Source organism: Deltaproteobacteria bacterium HGW-Deltaproteobacteria-6 (assembly GCA_002840435.1).
Lineage (GTDB): Bacteria > Desulfobacterota > Syntrophia > Syntrophales > Smithellaceae > UBA8904.
On record PHAT01000001.1, the window covers coordinates 240327 to 254877 of the forward strand.

A 14551-nucleotide genomic window follows, 5' to 3' on the forward strand; every position below is an offset into this window, starting at 1 on the left:
ATGAAAAATTTTATTTTGGCAGTCCTTAAGGAAATGACCGGCGCGCCCGCAGAATTTCAGGTACTGCCTGCCGGAAAAATAGAAGTGCACGGCGATGAGCCCGCGTATCTGGATGAGGCCGCCGCAATTAAAATTATCGCGGCTTATAAGGCGCGTGGAAACGACATGGTTATTGATTATGAGCATCAGTCTTTGGCCGATGTCCAATCACCGGCAGCGGGGTGGATCAAAGACATTGTCTGGAAGGGTGCGGAAGGATTGTGGGCAGTTGTGGAATGGACGGCAAAAGCAGCCGAGTATTTGAAGAACAGGGAATACCGGTATTTTTCGCCGGTCATGCTGGTGGGCGCGGTGGATCGGAAAGTTGCGCTATTGGTAAATGTGGCGCTGACCAACAATCCCGCGATGAATAATTTACGGCCAATTGTGGCCAAAGCTACAGACTTTATCGAAAACCAAAAGAAGGAGGACACAATGTTAGAAAAGTTGAAAAAGCTGTTGGGCCTGGCCGCAGATGCCGGGGAAGATAAAATCGTGGAGGGCGTTACGCTCCTGGTCAATAAATGCGCTGAACTGACAGGAAAAGTAACATCCGTCATAGCCTGCAAGGAAGTTCTGGACGCTCTCGGGGCAAAACCCGAATCCGGAAAAGATGAGGTCGTTCAGATTGTCGCCTCTCTCAAAGCGCCTGCGGACGTCGCTAAAACGCTGAGTCTAGAAGTTGCGGCGCTCAAAACAAAGATCGCCGGTATGGAGCAGGCGGATCTGGTTGCACTGGCGCTCAAAGAAGGAAAGACCAGCCCGGAAGAATTGGATAAATGGGGTCGGGATCTGGCGCTCAAAAATCCGGAATCTTTCAAACAGATTGTTCTTTCCCGTCCGGCGGGCAGCGTTATCCCCGTAACGGATATCCTCGTGGCAAAGGAGCAGACTGTGGTTGCCGATGATGTGCAGCGCTCCGTCAATAAGATGATGGGCATCGATGATCAGACGTTTACTAAATACAACAAATAGCCGCGAGGCAGCTAAACAATCATAGAAGGAGGACACCAATGAAAAGAACCATTGAAAGCATATTTGGAAGCACGAGGACTTTCTTTCTCCTCGCAATTATTTGCATCGTGGCGCTGGGCGCGAAGATGTTGAGTCTTGATGATGCATCAACCGTGGGCCTTTTCGGCATGACACTCGCTGCCGACAAAGCCCTGGAATACACAGAGGGCGTAGAACTGGACTTCCCGGTGATCAATGCGGACATCGTTTATGCGGGCTCATTCGTCTGCGTTAATGCCGCAGGTTATGCATTGCCCGGCTCTGATATCCGGCATGATTATGCAATCTACGCCCAGTATTGCGTAATCCGCAATTACCGGACCGATTAATTTTTCAGAAGGCGGATAAAGATCATTAATCAATTTGCTTCCAAGATATACCCGAACAAAATTCCCGACTTTAGAAAATTGGCCTATTTCTATCATTGATCCTGTCTTAACATGGTTGCCGATCACCGCCTCTCCCATAATAATAGCTGCGGCGCCGGCCTGAAAGCCATCGCCGATCTGCATGTTTTCTCGAATGATGGCATGATTTCCTGTCACAAGGTTATCCCCGATCAGGCTGCCCTGATAAATGATCGAATGACTTCGTATCCTGGCATTTTTACCAATTTTCAAAGGTCCTTTTTCTCTGCCGTTGGAATATCCAATTTCACAATAGGATTCAATAATGCTGTTGTCTCCAATTTCTACATGGTCATAAACAGTTACAAAATTTCCAAATGAAACATTATTGCCGATTTTTGCTTTGCTGGATATAATATTCATTCTGATCTGCTCCATTTCTTAAACGCGAAGGTATTTATCAAACTTGACTTTAGAAAATAATCAAACCGCCCTTTCTTTTAAAGGGCATAAGATCGTCAGTGGATACAACCACGCATGAGACGACTGGTTTAAATGGTTATGCAAGAGTGCTGGTTTGATACAGTCGTCCTTCTTGCAAAGGTATTTCTTCTTTGTCCGGTTCGCGGGACACCAGCCATAAGATGAGGATTATAAAGATGGCTGCCAGAATGACAATCAGAATCAGCTGATTTTTGCTGTATTTTGCCGGGTGCTTCATCCATGAAGATGAATGTTTTCCGATGCCGCGCCAGCCGCAGTCATTGCATCGATAGGGCCGGTGCATTAAAACCGCCAGGATATGTTCTTCAACGGTTTTAATACGTCTGTGGTGAATATGTTTAGAGCCGCATTTCGGACATTGTTTCATAAGGGTTTGTAAGATGGGAAGAGGGTGAGGTTACTGTGAGCCTTGTACAATTGCATAAGAGAAACAATTATGTCATTCCGATTTTTACAATTTGCAAATTCAATCCTAATTTGTCATTGGAATCATCGCTCTGCGCGCTCAGATTTTCGGTGCGGAAATGAAATTTTGTTAACGTACTCCCCTTTCGGGATGCACTGCCGATCGAAGCGAAGCGAGAAATCCTTGTCCCGAAACGCAGTGGGGGATCTTTAAGATTTCTCGTCGTCCCGAAAAATCGGGACTCCTTCGAAATGACATTATGCAAAGGTCTCATCATGTGTATAGCTTTTTCCGGATCAATTCCTTTTGAAGAAAGAAGCGATTGAAAAATCAAACCGTTTTTTCTTTTTTAAGGGCACGGGATCATCGGTGAACACTTCCTTGCCGTCAATAATATTTTGCGGCAGATCATAAACCATTTTGCGGGCGGCTTCTTCGCCGATAATATTTTTAACCGCTTCATAACCTTCGAAAAGTTTAGGCGATCTCAAATGAAGGCCATGCGAATCGGTAACAAGTATGTGGACGAGACGATGTTCTAAAAGCATCAGTGAAAAATCACGAATTTCAGGCGTGAATTTTTCCAGAACGCTGGCTGCCGTCAGCTGCGTTAGAACGCCCATTTCCACCCATTTCAGAAGGCGTTCCGGGTTTTCGTGCAACAGGGGATGCCGTTCAACGTGGCTGATGATCGGCTTGATGTTTTTTAAAGCGAGCTTCCAGAGAAAATCTTCCAGATGATCGGGAATGGATTCATCAGGCAATTCAATGAGGGCGTAGATTCCGGTGTCGTTAATCGTCATCAGCTCACCGGATGCGATTTTTTCGGGAAGCGTGATGTCCAGCCTGAGCTCCGCGCCGGGATAAATATTCAGGGCGATTTCATGATCGGCAAGTTGTTTTCTGAAATCTTCTACTGCCGTGATGATTTGCGCTCTCTGATTATTGTATCTTCCAGGAATCCAGTGAGGCGTGCAGGCAATGCCGGTAATGCCGTCCGCCAGGGCCATTCTGGCCATATCAATGCTCTTGGACCAGGTGTCGGCTCCGTCGTCAAGTCCGGGAAGAATATGGTTGTGCAGGTCGATCATACAGCTCCGCCCTCTGAGTTACATAACCCTTTTTGAATCGCGCCTGGTGTTACTGAAATAAAGCAATTTATGTAAAATATCCTGCTGATGATGTCTTATTGTCTTTCACCACTTTGCCCGGTATGAAAAGTGGAAATATCTTAATAGAATTGAAAGCATTGTTTAAAAATTCACGAAAACAATCCTAGCAAATGGATGTTTATAAATCAACAAAGATGATACAAAAATGATACAAAAAAGATGAATTAATCCTTGTGGGGAAAGCGGGGAAGGGTTTGCAATCCCATTTATACAATGGGGCTCGGTAACGGGGAAACGCTTATGGCTTGTTTAGTGCTGTAGTAAAGCATTGTCGCATCGACCGAAGGCGACAGCCCGGCGCATGCCGGGGACATAACTTAGAATTCCTGCATTGTCATATCGACCAACGGGAGATATCTTTAAGATCTCTGGATGTGTTACGGGAAAAGGATTTCTCGTCGTCCCGAAAAATCGGGACTCCTTCGAAATGACATGGTAAGTTTCGGGACAAGGATTCCTCACCCCGACTTTATCGGGATTCGGAATGACATGGTTGGAAAGACAATCGTTCAGTTAAGTTTCCTTTCATAAATTCGGAATGACATATTCAACCACGAATTATTTTTATTCCTTTATATAAAACTGTAATTTCAATCCGCCGACTTCCAGCATATCGCCGTCTTTCAGATCGTAACGGCGTTCAATAACCTGACCGTTGACTTTCAGGTCTTTGCCCGCGGATGGCGTGATAAAATATCCTTCCTTCCGGCGGTTGACCAGCGCGGCCAGTTTGGGTGCAAAAAATCCCTTCAGTTTGATTGCGGAGCCGTCTTCCTTGCCGATTGCGGAAACCCTTTCTTTGAGCACGTAATCTTTCTGATCGGTTGATCCGTCAATGACCAGAAAACCTCCCAGCGCCTCCGGCGCCGTTTTATCGGCTGCGGCGATGATCTTCTTTTGATCTTCGGGGTTAATCACCATTGTTTCAGACATGGAGCGGCCGCGCACCGTGGCGGTTTTCTGGCCGGCATCCCGGTTTTTGTCGGAGATGACATCCAGGGTATGGACGCCGATCAGGATGACATCGCTGTTAAATATTTCGGCTTTGGAAATTTTCTGACCGTTCAGAAATGTGCCGTTCAAACTGCTTAAATCTTCGATTAAAAACTTATCGTCTTCCATCTTGATGAAGGCATGATGTCCGGATACCGCCTGATTATCGATGACGATGTCGTTGTCCGGTTTTCTGCCGATAGTCGTATTGTCTTTATCCAGAGCAATTTCTTTAACAACCGCTTCTTTGTATTTCAGTAAGATCTTCGCCATACTTCACCTCCGAAAAGATTCCACAAATTTTAACAAAGCTGAATACCATTTATTCTTTTCTATATAACCTAAAACCACAGTAATGTTGTCTTTACCACCATTTTCGTTAGCCGTATTGATCAGGGCGTCGCATGCGGCTGAAGCAGAGCCTGCCAGAGTTACGATATCCAGCATCGTCTCGTCCGGAATCATATTATAGAGGCCGTCACTGCACAAGAGCAGAATATCCCCGTCAAACAGGGTCAGCTCGTCCAAAGCCGCCTCGGTGTCCGCGCTGACGCCTAACGCTCTGGTCAGGACATTTTTCATTTCCGAATTTGCCGCGTCTTCTTTGGTGATCAGTTCACGCTTGACCTGCTCCTGAACGAGGGAATGATCGTCGGTCAACTGATCGATGTTGCCGGAACGCAGGAGATAAACACGGCTGTCGCCAATATGGGCGATGCTTAATTGATTTCCATTGAGGCAGACAGCCGCAATGGTTGTACCCATGCCTTTTAACTGAGGCGAGCTTTGGGCCGCTTCAAAGACGGCCATGTTGGCAAGATGGACGGCGGAGTTCAGTCTGTTGGTGACTTCGGAATAGGAAGAATTGTACTGTCCGATCACCTGCCGGCTTCCCTGAAAATAATCCCGCATCACATTAACGGCCAGTTTGCTTGCCGTTTCACCAGACGCATGTCCGCCCATGCCATCGGCCACAACCAGGAGGCCGAGTTTTTCATCGACAAAGAAGTTATCCTCGTTGTTTGCGCGCACCTGACCCTGATCGGTTTTTCCCAAGGCGGTTAAGTTCAATGGGGCCTCCTTAATTCAAACATTTGGCCAGATCATCAGCCAGTTCCCTGCCGTTCTGGTAGCGGGCTTCCACATCCTTGGAGAGAAGTTTTTCCAGGATCGGCGCCAGTTTATCCGGTATGTCCGGAGACAGTTCTTTGATCGACGGCGGCTGAGATGTCGTGATGTTATACATCAGCGTGGCAATGCTGTCTCCGGTGAAAGGCCTTTCCCCGGCAATCAGTTCATATAAAACCACCCCCAGGGAAAATAAATCGGAACGGCCATCCACTTTTTTGCCGGCTATCTGCTCGGGTGACATATAGCTCGGTGTGCCCATGATGACTCCGGTTTGTGTCTTGGAAGTAGCCATAACCCGGGCAATTCCGAAATCCGCCACTTTGACTTCGCGGTTATTGAGCATCATGATGTTGGCGGGTTTGATATCACGATGAACAATGCCGTTTAAGTGGGCATAATCGAGCGCGGAAGCGACGCAGCCGGCAACCCGGATAATTTCTTCCATCGGCAGCCGGTTTTCTTTTTTGGCATATTTTTCCAGATCGGTTCCATCCAGCAGTTCCATGGCCATGTAAGCGATTTCGTAATCCTCACCGACGTCATAAATGGTTACAATGTTCGGGTGGGACAACTTGCCGGCGGCTTCCGCCTCCCGGAAAAATCTTTTCTTTACTTCATCGAGCTGCTCTGCATCCACTTCTTCATAGCGCAAGGTTTTAATGGCCACTTCGCGGTTGATGCGCGGATCTTTGCCCAGGAAAACGGTGCCCATTGCCCCGCGTCCCAGTTCCTTCATGATTTCATAACGCCCCAGGGTGGGTTTGGTGACGGTGTTGTCCATGATGACAGTCGAATCTTTTTTGGCGCCGGACAGGCCGAAAATCATGGTTTCACCGGCGGCAGTCAGCTTCTTGATGCGATCCTTGATGTCTTTAAAATCGCCTGCCTTGGCGATATGTTCATAAGCGGCTACCGCCTTGTTGAACATGCGTTTCCGTTCAAAATCCAGACCGAGATTATAAACCAGCTCTTTGACGGATTCATCTTCCACCGGGCATTTGCGGAACTTGTCAAAAGCCATATCCAGGAGGCCCTGTCCCTGAAAGGACAAACCCAGCATTTTGTTGGTTTCGACGCTGTCCGCTTCAATGCGGTCTTTTGTTTTTTCCGTCAGCAGATACCGTTTGGAGACGATGACAATATAGCCGATCAGCAGGAGGAGGGCCGGATAAAGCGCTTTGATCCAGTAGCCGTAGCCGGCAAAAAGATAAATGGTCGCCATCATCCAGGCCAGGAGGAGAACAAAAGAGACGATGGCGCTGATGCCGGCTTTAATATGCGGGATAACCAGCGTGATGTAAAGTCCGAAGACAATAATCATGATGAGTTCGAGCATGCCCGCCCAATCCGGGCGCACAATGTAATCGTTGGAAATGATGTTGTCGATGACATTGGCGATAATGGTCCCGGGCGGCACGTTGACCGCGGTTGTTGTGACCTGCATGGTGCTCAATCCGGCCGCGGTGGGAGCAATAATCACGATCTTGTCTTTAAAAACGTCCGGCGCGACTTTCTTATTGACGACATCGAAAAATGAATAGGAGGGGATTCCGGTGTTAAAGCTGATGAGCATTCTGTTGTTTTCGTTAACCGGTATGGCTTTGCGGCCGAATTTTATTTCCTGCCCCAGCCGCAGGGTTTTCAAATCGATATTGAGATATTTTAATGTTAATTGCAGGGCAAAGGACGGAAAAAGTTTTTCTTCGAAGTTAATGAACAGCGGCTCGCTGCGCACGGTGCCGTCGTGGTCGGGCATAATATTGATGTGGCCCAGTCCCTGGGAAATGGCGGCAAATTCGGCAATGGGGGGAATGAGCTGGCTTGCCGTGACGCTGTTGTCCGTGGAAAGCGGCGCCAAAGAGTTTTTTTGCAGATAATCCGGCAGGTTTGAGGAGACTCTCCCCGTGGGAACGCCGGGTACAAAAAATAACGGCAGCACGACATTTTTATTCACGGCAATCGAATTGGCCAGAATGGCGTCATTATCCAGTCTTGTTTCCGATTCCTTGAGGGACATTAAAACGTAGTCATAAGTGGAATTGCCTTCCAGGGTCTTCGCCAGGTTGCGTATTTCGATAAGCCCCTGATTGGCGTCTTTTTCGGAATAAATGATGTCCAGACCGATTACTTTGACGTTATACGAATGCAGCAGGTCGACCATGGCGGCAATGGAAGCGCGCGGCCACGGCCAGCGGCCAAGGTTGGCAATACTTTGTTCATCTATGGCAATGAGGGCAACAGGAGCGGTGGATTGCTGCGCCCGCAGGCCGGCGCGTAAGTCATAAAGGCCGTATTCCAGTGTTTCCAGAGGTCCCCAGGATAGTAAAAAGGCGAAGAGGGCAAGCAATGTCAGAACGATGCCGGTAATAAAATCAGAAATCGTCGACTTTTTAAATTTCTTCATGCGGACTCCTTATGGGAAGTATACATTTACATCATCATTGGTAATGTATTTCTATCATAACCGACGAGAATTTTGCAAGATTTCTTGTTTATATTTTAAAAAATAAAGAGGGGATGAAATGCGCCGCTGCGATCAGGAGGAACAAGGCAAAGCACACCATCCATCGAGGGGCATGAGGGCAGAGGCCTGAATGTCATGGAGTACGATACCCTGCCTTAAAATTGGTAACGCAGTCCAACGGCCGGACCATGCGTGCGCAGGCGGGACTCGATGCCGTTGACGGCGATTCCCGCGGGTCTGGTATCCATATACATATTTCCCGGAGAAGTTTCCACGCGGCCGAGATCGAAGTAGCGGTAGGCAACATCCAGGCTGAGCTGACCGGTCAGCATGACGCCGGTGCCGACGGCCAGCATGAAGGCGAAGTCCTTCCGGTCTCCGGACGGTGTAATGCTGACCTTGTGCGCCCCCGGATTATCCGGGTACCGAAAAGTCATCTGCCCGATCCGGTTATAGGACAGGCCGGCACCGCCGCCCACATAGGGTTGAAAACGCCATAATTTTTTGCCGGCCAGGAGCCCGTTGATATCAACAAACAAATTAACCATGCCGCTTAAGGAATCAGCCTTCGCTGAAACGGGCTGGTTTGCGCCGACATTAAGGAAGTTGGCATTGCCGCTGTAATCCATATTGAAGCGATAGGCAACGGACAGGTCAGCCCGCAGCCAGGGCAGGAGTTGACGACCCACGGCTGCTTCCACCAATGGAAAACGTCCGAAATCACCATAGGCGCCGATGGGTTGTCCGTTGTTGCCGTTTGCGCAGCCGAACAGCGCCGGTGGATTGGCCGATGCGCAGTTCGTGTCGGAAAAATCAGCCGTGAGCGACTTTTCATAGCCGACCGTTCCGCGTAAATACCAGCCTGCCGCCGTGCCGGTTGCGGGCAACAGGAAGGCCGACAGGAAAAAGATCGATAGGATGACCGAAAATTTTATGACGATTTCGTTTTTTTTCATAAACAGCAAAAGCTTTCCTCCGGGATATTCAGTTTGGTGTTTCATTATAATCTTGTCCTATCGGCCAACGGCGGCAGCCCGGCCCGACATATTATCAAACTGCAGGTGTCTTATCGAACAACTCTTACACTTGCTTTCCGGCGTGGAAATTTAATATAGGGCCGGATTTTAGAATTGATGTTCTTCCCGGTGCCGTCATAGTTGAGCGTCACGATGGGAACGCCGGTGTATTCTTCAATACGTGAAGCCATGGCTTCGGTGACCAGGCCGGCGCAGCAGAAGGCCGGGTTGGTCTGGACAAAAAGCGATATGTCCGGATAATGCTGCATCAACGCCGTAATCTTCAGCAGGTTGTCGGTGGACTCGCCGAAGTGCTGCACGGTCACATTAAAATTATCATAGATTTTTTTGTAATCGATGTCGCTGACAAAAGGCGGTTCGTTCAATAATTCATTGAAAATCTTATAGTAGCTTTTCTCCAGCTGGTTGACCAGCGTGATCAGCGTTTTGGTGAAGAGGACGTCCATGAATTCCCCTTCCAGAAACCAGCGCCGCATGTAGGGGCTGGCAATGAGCTTGGCGAATTCATTAAACGGCGTGGTGATGACTTCGCCGCCGTATTCCTCGATCGCGTGAATCAAATCCTGGTTGAAGACGTCATTGTCGCGGGCGTACATATCGCCGAAGATGGCAACCTTCGGGCGATGCCCCGGGACGGTTTCTATTTTGTTAAACAGGTTGATGACACGGATCAGATCGTCGTCCTTGTTCCTGCCGCCCAGGAGCGTGTTGTAAAGGATGGTCACGGACTGGGCGATCAGTTTATCCGTCATGCCTTTTTCTTTTTCATAGGGGCGGATCTTGCAGCCGATTCTGCGCAGCATGCCGCCGAACATGTGGGCGAAGTATGCCTCAATGGAGGCCTGCATGGAAATGTCGGAAAGCGACAGGCTGCCGACGTACATATCCACGTCCTCCATGCCGCGGCCCGCGGCTTCCATGATGGCTTTCATGAATTGCGGATACAGCCGGATATTGCAGGCCACGTGGCTGTCAAAACACCAGCCGACGGTCTGGGCGGGGTCCAGAAGGTTTTCTTCGATGTAGTTCATATAGCTTTCGGCCATCAGGTTGACCGGGAGGCATTGTCCGGTATTGGTGCGCAGGCCGCGCTGAACGATTTTTTCAGTGAGCGGCACCATCCGCGCATCAACGCCTTCCCTGATAAACACCGCTTCCAGCAGTTTGGAGTTGATGGGGTCGAAGCAGGGAATGAGCAGGGTCTTGTCTTTGATTTTAGCGACGCTTTCGGAATTAAGCGGGAGCTTGCGTGAAGAAACCAGCCGGAGGTCTTTGTTCCGGTGGTGGTTGTCAAACGAGCGCAGGGCCGCCTCGATGCGGGTTTCATAACCGACGTTGGAATCGTGCTCATCAAGCTCCAGAATCAGATAAGGTTTGCTGTATTGATCCAGAATGCGTTTGAAATATTCCAGCGAGAAGGAATCGGGGCTGCATTTGAACGACGTCACGTAAACGGGATAGAGGCCGGGCGTGCGGGCGATATAGAGCGCGGCTTTTAAAATCCGCGCGGCATAACTCCAGTGCATTCTCTTGAGCAGAGGCTCGATTTCGGATAAATCTTCCTGATCCACGGGCAGCATGTCCTGATAAAAGGTTTTGATATCGAGCGTGCTGAAAATGTCCGGAATGCCTTTATTCATCGAGTTTTGCATGATGGCGTAAGGCCTGCCCAGAAGCGCCACGCTGATCTGGCCTGCTGCGGGCTTTTCCCGCTGATAGACGTTAATCAGGTTATTGCAGCCTTCCGCATAAAAGGAAAGCGCCGCTTCATAGGCGTTGTAAATTTCCCAGTAGCCGGTATTCAGGATCGATTTCAGCAGGGAAAAGAGTTCGATGCGCGATTGAAATGAGTAATGGTCGATGACCGGCATGATGGTCTTGTTTTTCAGATGCAGACTTTTCGCGCCCGCCGACAAAGTGGCCGCAAACTGGGTATAGTAGCAGTAGTAGCGGTAATCTTCGTCTTTTTGTTTGACGGCTTCCAGATACACGGGCAGGAAAATGTAATCGCATTTGTCAACCAGATATTGCACATGACCGAAGAAGGCGTTCATCGGCGCGCAGAATTCCGCTCCGGCAATTTTTTTGCCGGACTTGATGGCGTTTTTTAAGCCTGCGGAGGTAACGGTTTCCACGCCTAAGGTGGCAAAGAAATGCTTCCACAGCGGCATCTCCTCCGCCAGATAAAGGGCATGGGGGATGCCGATTCTGACTTTCTTTTTATAGGCGGCGGGCTTTTTGGCCTGCGGAAAGACCAGGCTTCGTTCTTTGATCAGGTCATATTGTTTTTTAGTCGTGCCGACGTAATGCTTGGTGTCGTAGTCGCGTCCGCAGAGAAAACCGTAGGCTACGGTTTCTTTCTGAATCGTGATTTTATTAATCTTGCAGTTGTTCCGGCACAGTTCGCAGACTTCGTTTTCCACGGGAATATTTTCCGAGTAAAGCGCAAGGCCGCGGAAAGCGGAATCCCTGACCGCATTTTCCGCCAGAATCAGCGCGCTGCCTAACGCGCCGGTCAGGTGGCAGAACCGGGAAACAAAAATGGGTTTATTCAGGCGGTGCTCAAAGGCCGCGACCAGCGCACGGTTGCGGGCGGTTGCCCCCTGAAAGCAGACGCTTTGCCCGATGCTGCCCTCCACCGCGACTTTGGTCAGATAATTTTCACATACGGAGTGCAGAACGCTGGCCAGCACTTCATCGACGGAATATCCTTCCGTCAGATAGTTGTTAATGTCGCGTTCCATGAAAACGGTGCAGCGGTCGCTGGATATAGGCGATGGCGTATTGATGGCGCGCGAGGCGTAGTCGGCAAGGCTGACGCCCAGTTTTACGGCCTGTTCCTCAATGAAACTGCCGGTGCCGGCGGCACAGACATTGTTCATGACGGAGGAGGTGACCATGCCGTTTTTCATAGTGGTAAATTTGGCGTCCTGTCCGCCGATCTCGATGATCGTGTCCGCCTCGTTGTTGAGTTCGTAGGCGGCGCGCGCGTGGGCGGTTATTTCGTCAATGATCAAATCGGCATTGATGATGCGGCCGATAAACTTGCGGCCTGATCCGGTGGTGCCGACGCCGTTGAACATAAACTCACAGGCCCGCTTTCGGGTGATATCGTCAATGGCTTCAAAGATCGCCTGAACCGCCTTGACAGGTTGGCCCGCGGTTTGTGTGTAAAGACCGGCCAGCACGGCGTTGTGGTTGTTAATCAAAACCGCTTTGGTGCTGGTCGAACCGATGTCGATGCCCAGATAGACGGCCTGCTTTTTATGAAGGGGCTGATAAATATCCACTTCAACGGCTGCGGCGTTGCTGCCGGGCTTATAAAGATAACTGGTGCTGGTGATAAATTCCGGGTAACTCGAAAGCGTCAGCTTAAGCGGCGGATAGCCGTAGGTTTTTTCTTTGGTTTCTCTGACGAAAAGGTCATCCCAGGCTTTTATGCCAAGCGGCTCGGGATCTGTTTCTTCCAGGTAAAGCAGGGCCGCGCCGATTGCGCCATAGAGATGGCTGTATTCGCCGATGACGGGTTCCGTCTGCAGGAGATTGCGGAAATGCTTGACCACGGCGGTATTCATGGAAACGCCGCCCGCGAGGATCAAAGGGGTCTGAATATGGGAATCGGGCATAAGCGTGTCAATGACGTTCTTAGCCAGGCCTTCGCAAAGTCCGTCGCTGATCTGGCCCACGGAATAACCTTCCTGCTGGGCATGAATGAGATCGGTTTTGGCAAAAACGGCGCAGCGCGTGGCAATCTTCGGCGTGTTGCTCTGGTTGCAAAACGCAATGGTGCTGAGCGTTTCGATGCTTTTGAGATTGAGGCGCTTTGCCTGTTGATCCAGAAAGCTGCCGGTGCCCGCGGCACAGGAGGAGTTTGACCGGAATCGTTCATAATCGCCCTCACGGTTGAACGAAATCAAACCAAAGTTTTCGCCGCCTATGAATAAAACGCTGCCGACCGCGGCATGGTATTTTTTAACGGCCGCAATCATGGCGATCTGGGTGTCAACCCGCAGGACGTCCTGCAGAATTTCGGGGCCGGCCTGGGTCATGGCAATGCCGCCAATCAGGGAAATGTCGATGCTATCGAGTATCAAACGCAGGGTGTCGGCAATGGCGCCGCGATGAAACTGGTAAAATGAGCTAACCACCACGCCTTTTTCATCGGTAACAACGACGGACAGCGCAACCGAACCGATATCTATTCCAACGATTTGCAGCATAGGTATTCTTTATCCAATGATAGTATTTATTGTATTAATTATTTTATTGCTGCCGCGAAGATTAGCATAGGTTTCTGAAATTATCAGTGAAAAAAATATCATATTCCATTATGATCAGTTCAAGTATAAAGGATTAAAAATGTTTCGTATTTTAAATGACCGCAACTTTATTTTTTTTCTGGCCATTGCGTTCGGGTTTGCTCTTCCCGGGCCGTCTGCGTGGACCAAACTGATCATGATGCCCGCGCTGGCGCTGGTCATGACGCTGGCGACGATTAATGTATCCAACGACTATTTTCTGAAGCCCCGCGCCATTTTGATGCCGTCGCTTGCCGGAATACTGATGACTTACGGCATTCTGGGCGGCGTGATTCTGGCTTTCGCAGCTTTGCTGATTACCGATCGGAACCTGTGGATCGGTTTTGTGCTGATCGCAGCGGTGCCCCCGGCGGTGGCGGTGATTCCGTTTACCGCCATCCTCGACGGCAATGTCTCTTACACCCTGTCGGGCACCGTGGCATCATATCTGGCGGCCCTCCTGATCATGCCTTTCATGTTCTGGATATTCATGGGAACGGGCTTTGCCGAGCCTTATAAACTGATTCAGATTATGCTGCTTTTAATTGTTTTGCCTTTGATTCTGTCCCGGTTGATTCTTCGCTTCAACTGGCAGGACCGGATTGCGCCTGTCCGCGGCATGATGACGGACTGGGGATTTTTTATCGTCCTGTATTCGATCATCGGCGTGAACCGCGATTTGATTATTTCCAGTCCGCAGATGATCCTGCCGATTACCGGGGTTGTGCTGGCCGCGACGTTTGGTCTTGGTTTTGTGATTGAAAAGGTTGGTGTTCTTTTGAAAGGAGATCAAAAAAACATGATCAGCCTGGTTCTGCTGGGGACATTAAAAAACCAGGGCATTGCCGGGGCGCTGGCGATTGTGCTCTTTGAAGAAGAGGCGGCTCTGCCTTCCGCTGTCTACAGCGTCGTGATGATCCTTTACATTATGTGGCTGGATTTGCGGAGACGCCGGGCATAATTAATTCGAACAGGATGTCATTCCGGTTATAAGCGCAGGTAAGGTGTTGGTATTTGGTGCCCGTTTTTAAGACAATTATGCCAGGCATAAAAAAGATGTCATTTCGAAGAAGCGAAGTGACTGAGAAATCTTTAAAATATTTGAAAAGATTTCTCCCCGGCATGCGCCGGGCTGTCGCCTCCGGT

Annotated in this window: 11 protein-coding genes; 2 read left to right on the forward strand and 9 right to left on the reverse strand. The window is 49.6% G+C overall.

The features are described from left to right. Positions 1-1014, forward strand: a complete 1014-nt coding sequence (locus CVU71_01130; protein ID PKN20424.1) for a hypothetical protein — start codon at positions 1-3, stop codon at positions 1012-1014. Between the two features lie 257 nt (positions 1015-1271). Here the strand turns inward: CVU71_01130 and CVU71_01135 are convergent, their stop codons facing one another. The 9 genes from CVU71_01135 to CVU71_01175 all read right to left on the reverse strand — a co-directional run bounded on the left by CVU71_01135 (position 1272) and on the right by CVU71_01175 (position 13327). Continuing rightward, positions 1272-1838 (reverse strand): N-acetyltransferase, encoded by a 567-nt coding sequence (locus CVU71_01135; protein PKN20425.1) that lies wholly within the window; start codon positions 1836-1838, stop codon positions 1272-1274. 121 nt (positions 1839-1959) lie between these two features. Continuing rightward, positions 1960-2187: a hypothetical protein gene (locus tag CVU71_01140; protein PKN20426.1), complete on the reverse strand. Its 228-nt coding sequence runs from the start codon at positions 2185-2187 to the stop codon at positions 1960-1962. Between the two features lie 151 nt (positions 2188-2338). Next, on the reverse strand, positions 2339-2584 hold the full coding sequence (locus tag CVU71_01145) for a hypothetical protein (protein ID PKN20427.1): 246 nt from the start codon (positions 2582-2584) through the stop codon (positions 2339-2341). A gap of 22 nt (positions 2585-2606) precedes the next feature. Then, entirely contained in the window at positions 2607-3401 is a 795-nt protein-coding gene (locus tag CVU71_01150; GenBank protein PKN20428.1) for a tyrosine protein phosphatase, read from the reverse strand. Positions 3402-4046: 645 nt separating this feature from the next. Further along, on the reverse strand, positions 4047-4748 hold the full coding sequence (locus CVU71_01155; GenBank protein PKN20429.1) for a hypothetical protein: 702 nt from the start codon (positions 4746-4748) through the stop codon (positions 4047-4049). Between the two features lie 3 nt (positions 4749-4751). Further along, entirely contained in the window at positions 4752-5561 is an 810-nt protein-coding gene (locus CVU71_01160; protein PKN20430.1) for a hypothetical protein, read from the reverse strand. Beyond that, on the reverse strand, positions 5557-8010 hold the full coding sequence (locus tag CVU71_01165) for a serine/threonine protein kinase (GenBank protein PKN20431.1): 2454 nt from the start codon (positions 8008-8010) through the stop codon (positions 5557-5559). Before CVU71_01165 ends, CVU71_01160 begins: the two co-directional genes overlap by 5 nt. A gap of 215 nt (positions 8011-8225) precedes the next feature. Beyond that, positions 8226-9071, reverse strand: a complete 846-nt coding sequence (locus CVU71_01170) for a hypothetical protein (GenBank protein ID PKN20432.1) — start codon at positions 9069-9071, stop codon at positions 8226-8228. Between the two features lie 65 nt (positions 9072-9136). Then, positions 9137-13327 carry a CoA activase gene (locus CVU71_01175; protein PKN20433.1) on the reverse strand — a complete coding sequence of 1397 codons (4191 nt, stop codon included), beginning with the start codon at positions 13325-13327 and terminating at the stop codon, positions 9137-9139. 139 nt (positions 13328-13466) lie between these two features. On the opposite strand from CVU71_01175, the gene CVU71_01180 reads away from it, so the two are divergent. Then, positions 13467-14366 carry a hypothetical protein gene (locus tag CVU71_01180; protein ID PKN20434.1) on the forward strand — a complete coding sequence of 300 codons (900 nt, stop codon included), beginning with the start codon at positions 13467-13469 and terminating at the stop codon, positions 14364-14366. The last annotated feature ends 185 nt before the right edge of the window (positions 14367-14551 follow it).

Excerpts from the sequence above, each read along its gene's own strand:
- CVU71_01145 (PKN20427.1), bottom strand. The coding sequence starts at position 2,584 with ATGAGACCTTTGCATAATGTCATTTCGAAGGAGTCCCGATTTTTCGGG.
- CVU71_01140 (PKN20426.1), bottom strand. The coding sequence starts at position 2,187 with ATGCACCGGCCCTATCGATGCAATGACTGCGGCTGGCGCGGCATCGGA.
- CVU71_01170 (PKN20432.1), bottom strand. The coding sequence starts at position 9,071 with ATGAAACACCAAACTGAATATCCCGGAGGAAAGCTTTTGCTGTTTATG.
- CVU71_01165 (PKN20431.1), bottom strand. The coding sequence starts at position 8,010 with ATGAAGAAATTTAAAAAGTCGACGATTTCTGATTTTATTACCGGCATC.
- CVU71_01155 (PKN20429.1), bottom strand. The coding sequence starts at position 4,748 with ATGGCGAAGATCTTACTGAAATACAAAGAAGCGGTTGTTAAAGAAATT.
- CVU71_01130 (PKN20424.1), top strand. The coding sequence starts at position 1 with ATGAAAAATTTTATTTTGGCAGTCCTTAAGGAAATGACCGGCGCGCCC.
- CVU71_01150 (PKN20428.1), bottom strand. The coding sequence starts at position 3,401 with ATGATCGACCTGCACAACCATATTCTTCCCGGACTTGACGACGGAGCC.
- CVU71_01135 (PKN20425.1), bottom strand. The coding sequence starts at position 1,838 with ATGGAGCAGATCAGAATGAATATTATATCCAGCAAAGCAAAAATCGGC.
- CVU71_01180 (PKN20434.1), top strand. The coding sequence starts at position 13,467 with ATGTTTCGTATTTTAAATGACCGCAACTTTATTTTTTTTCTGGCCATT.
- CVU71_01175 (PKN20433.1), bottom strand. The coding sequence starts at position 13,327 with ATGCTGCAAATCGTTGGAATAGATATCGGTTCGGTTGCGCTGTCCGTC.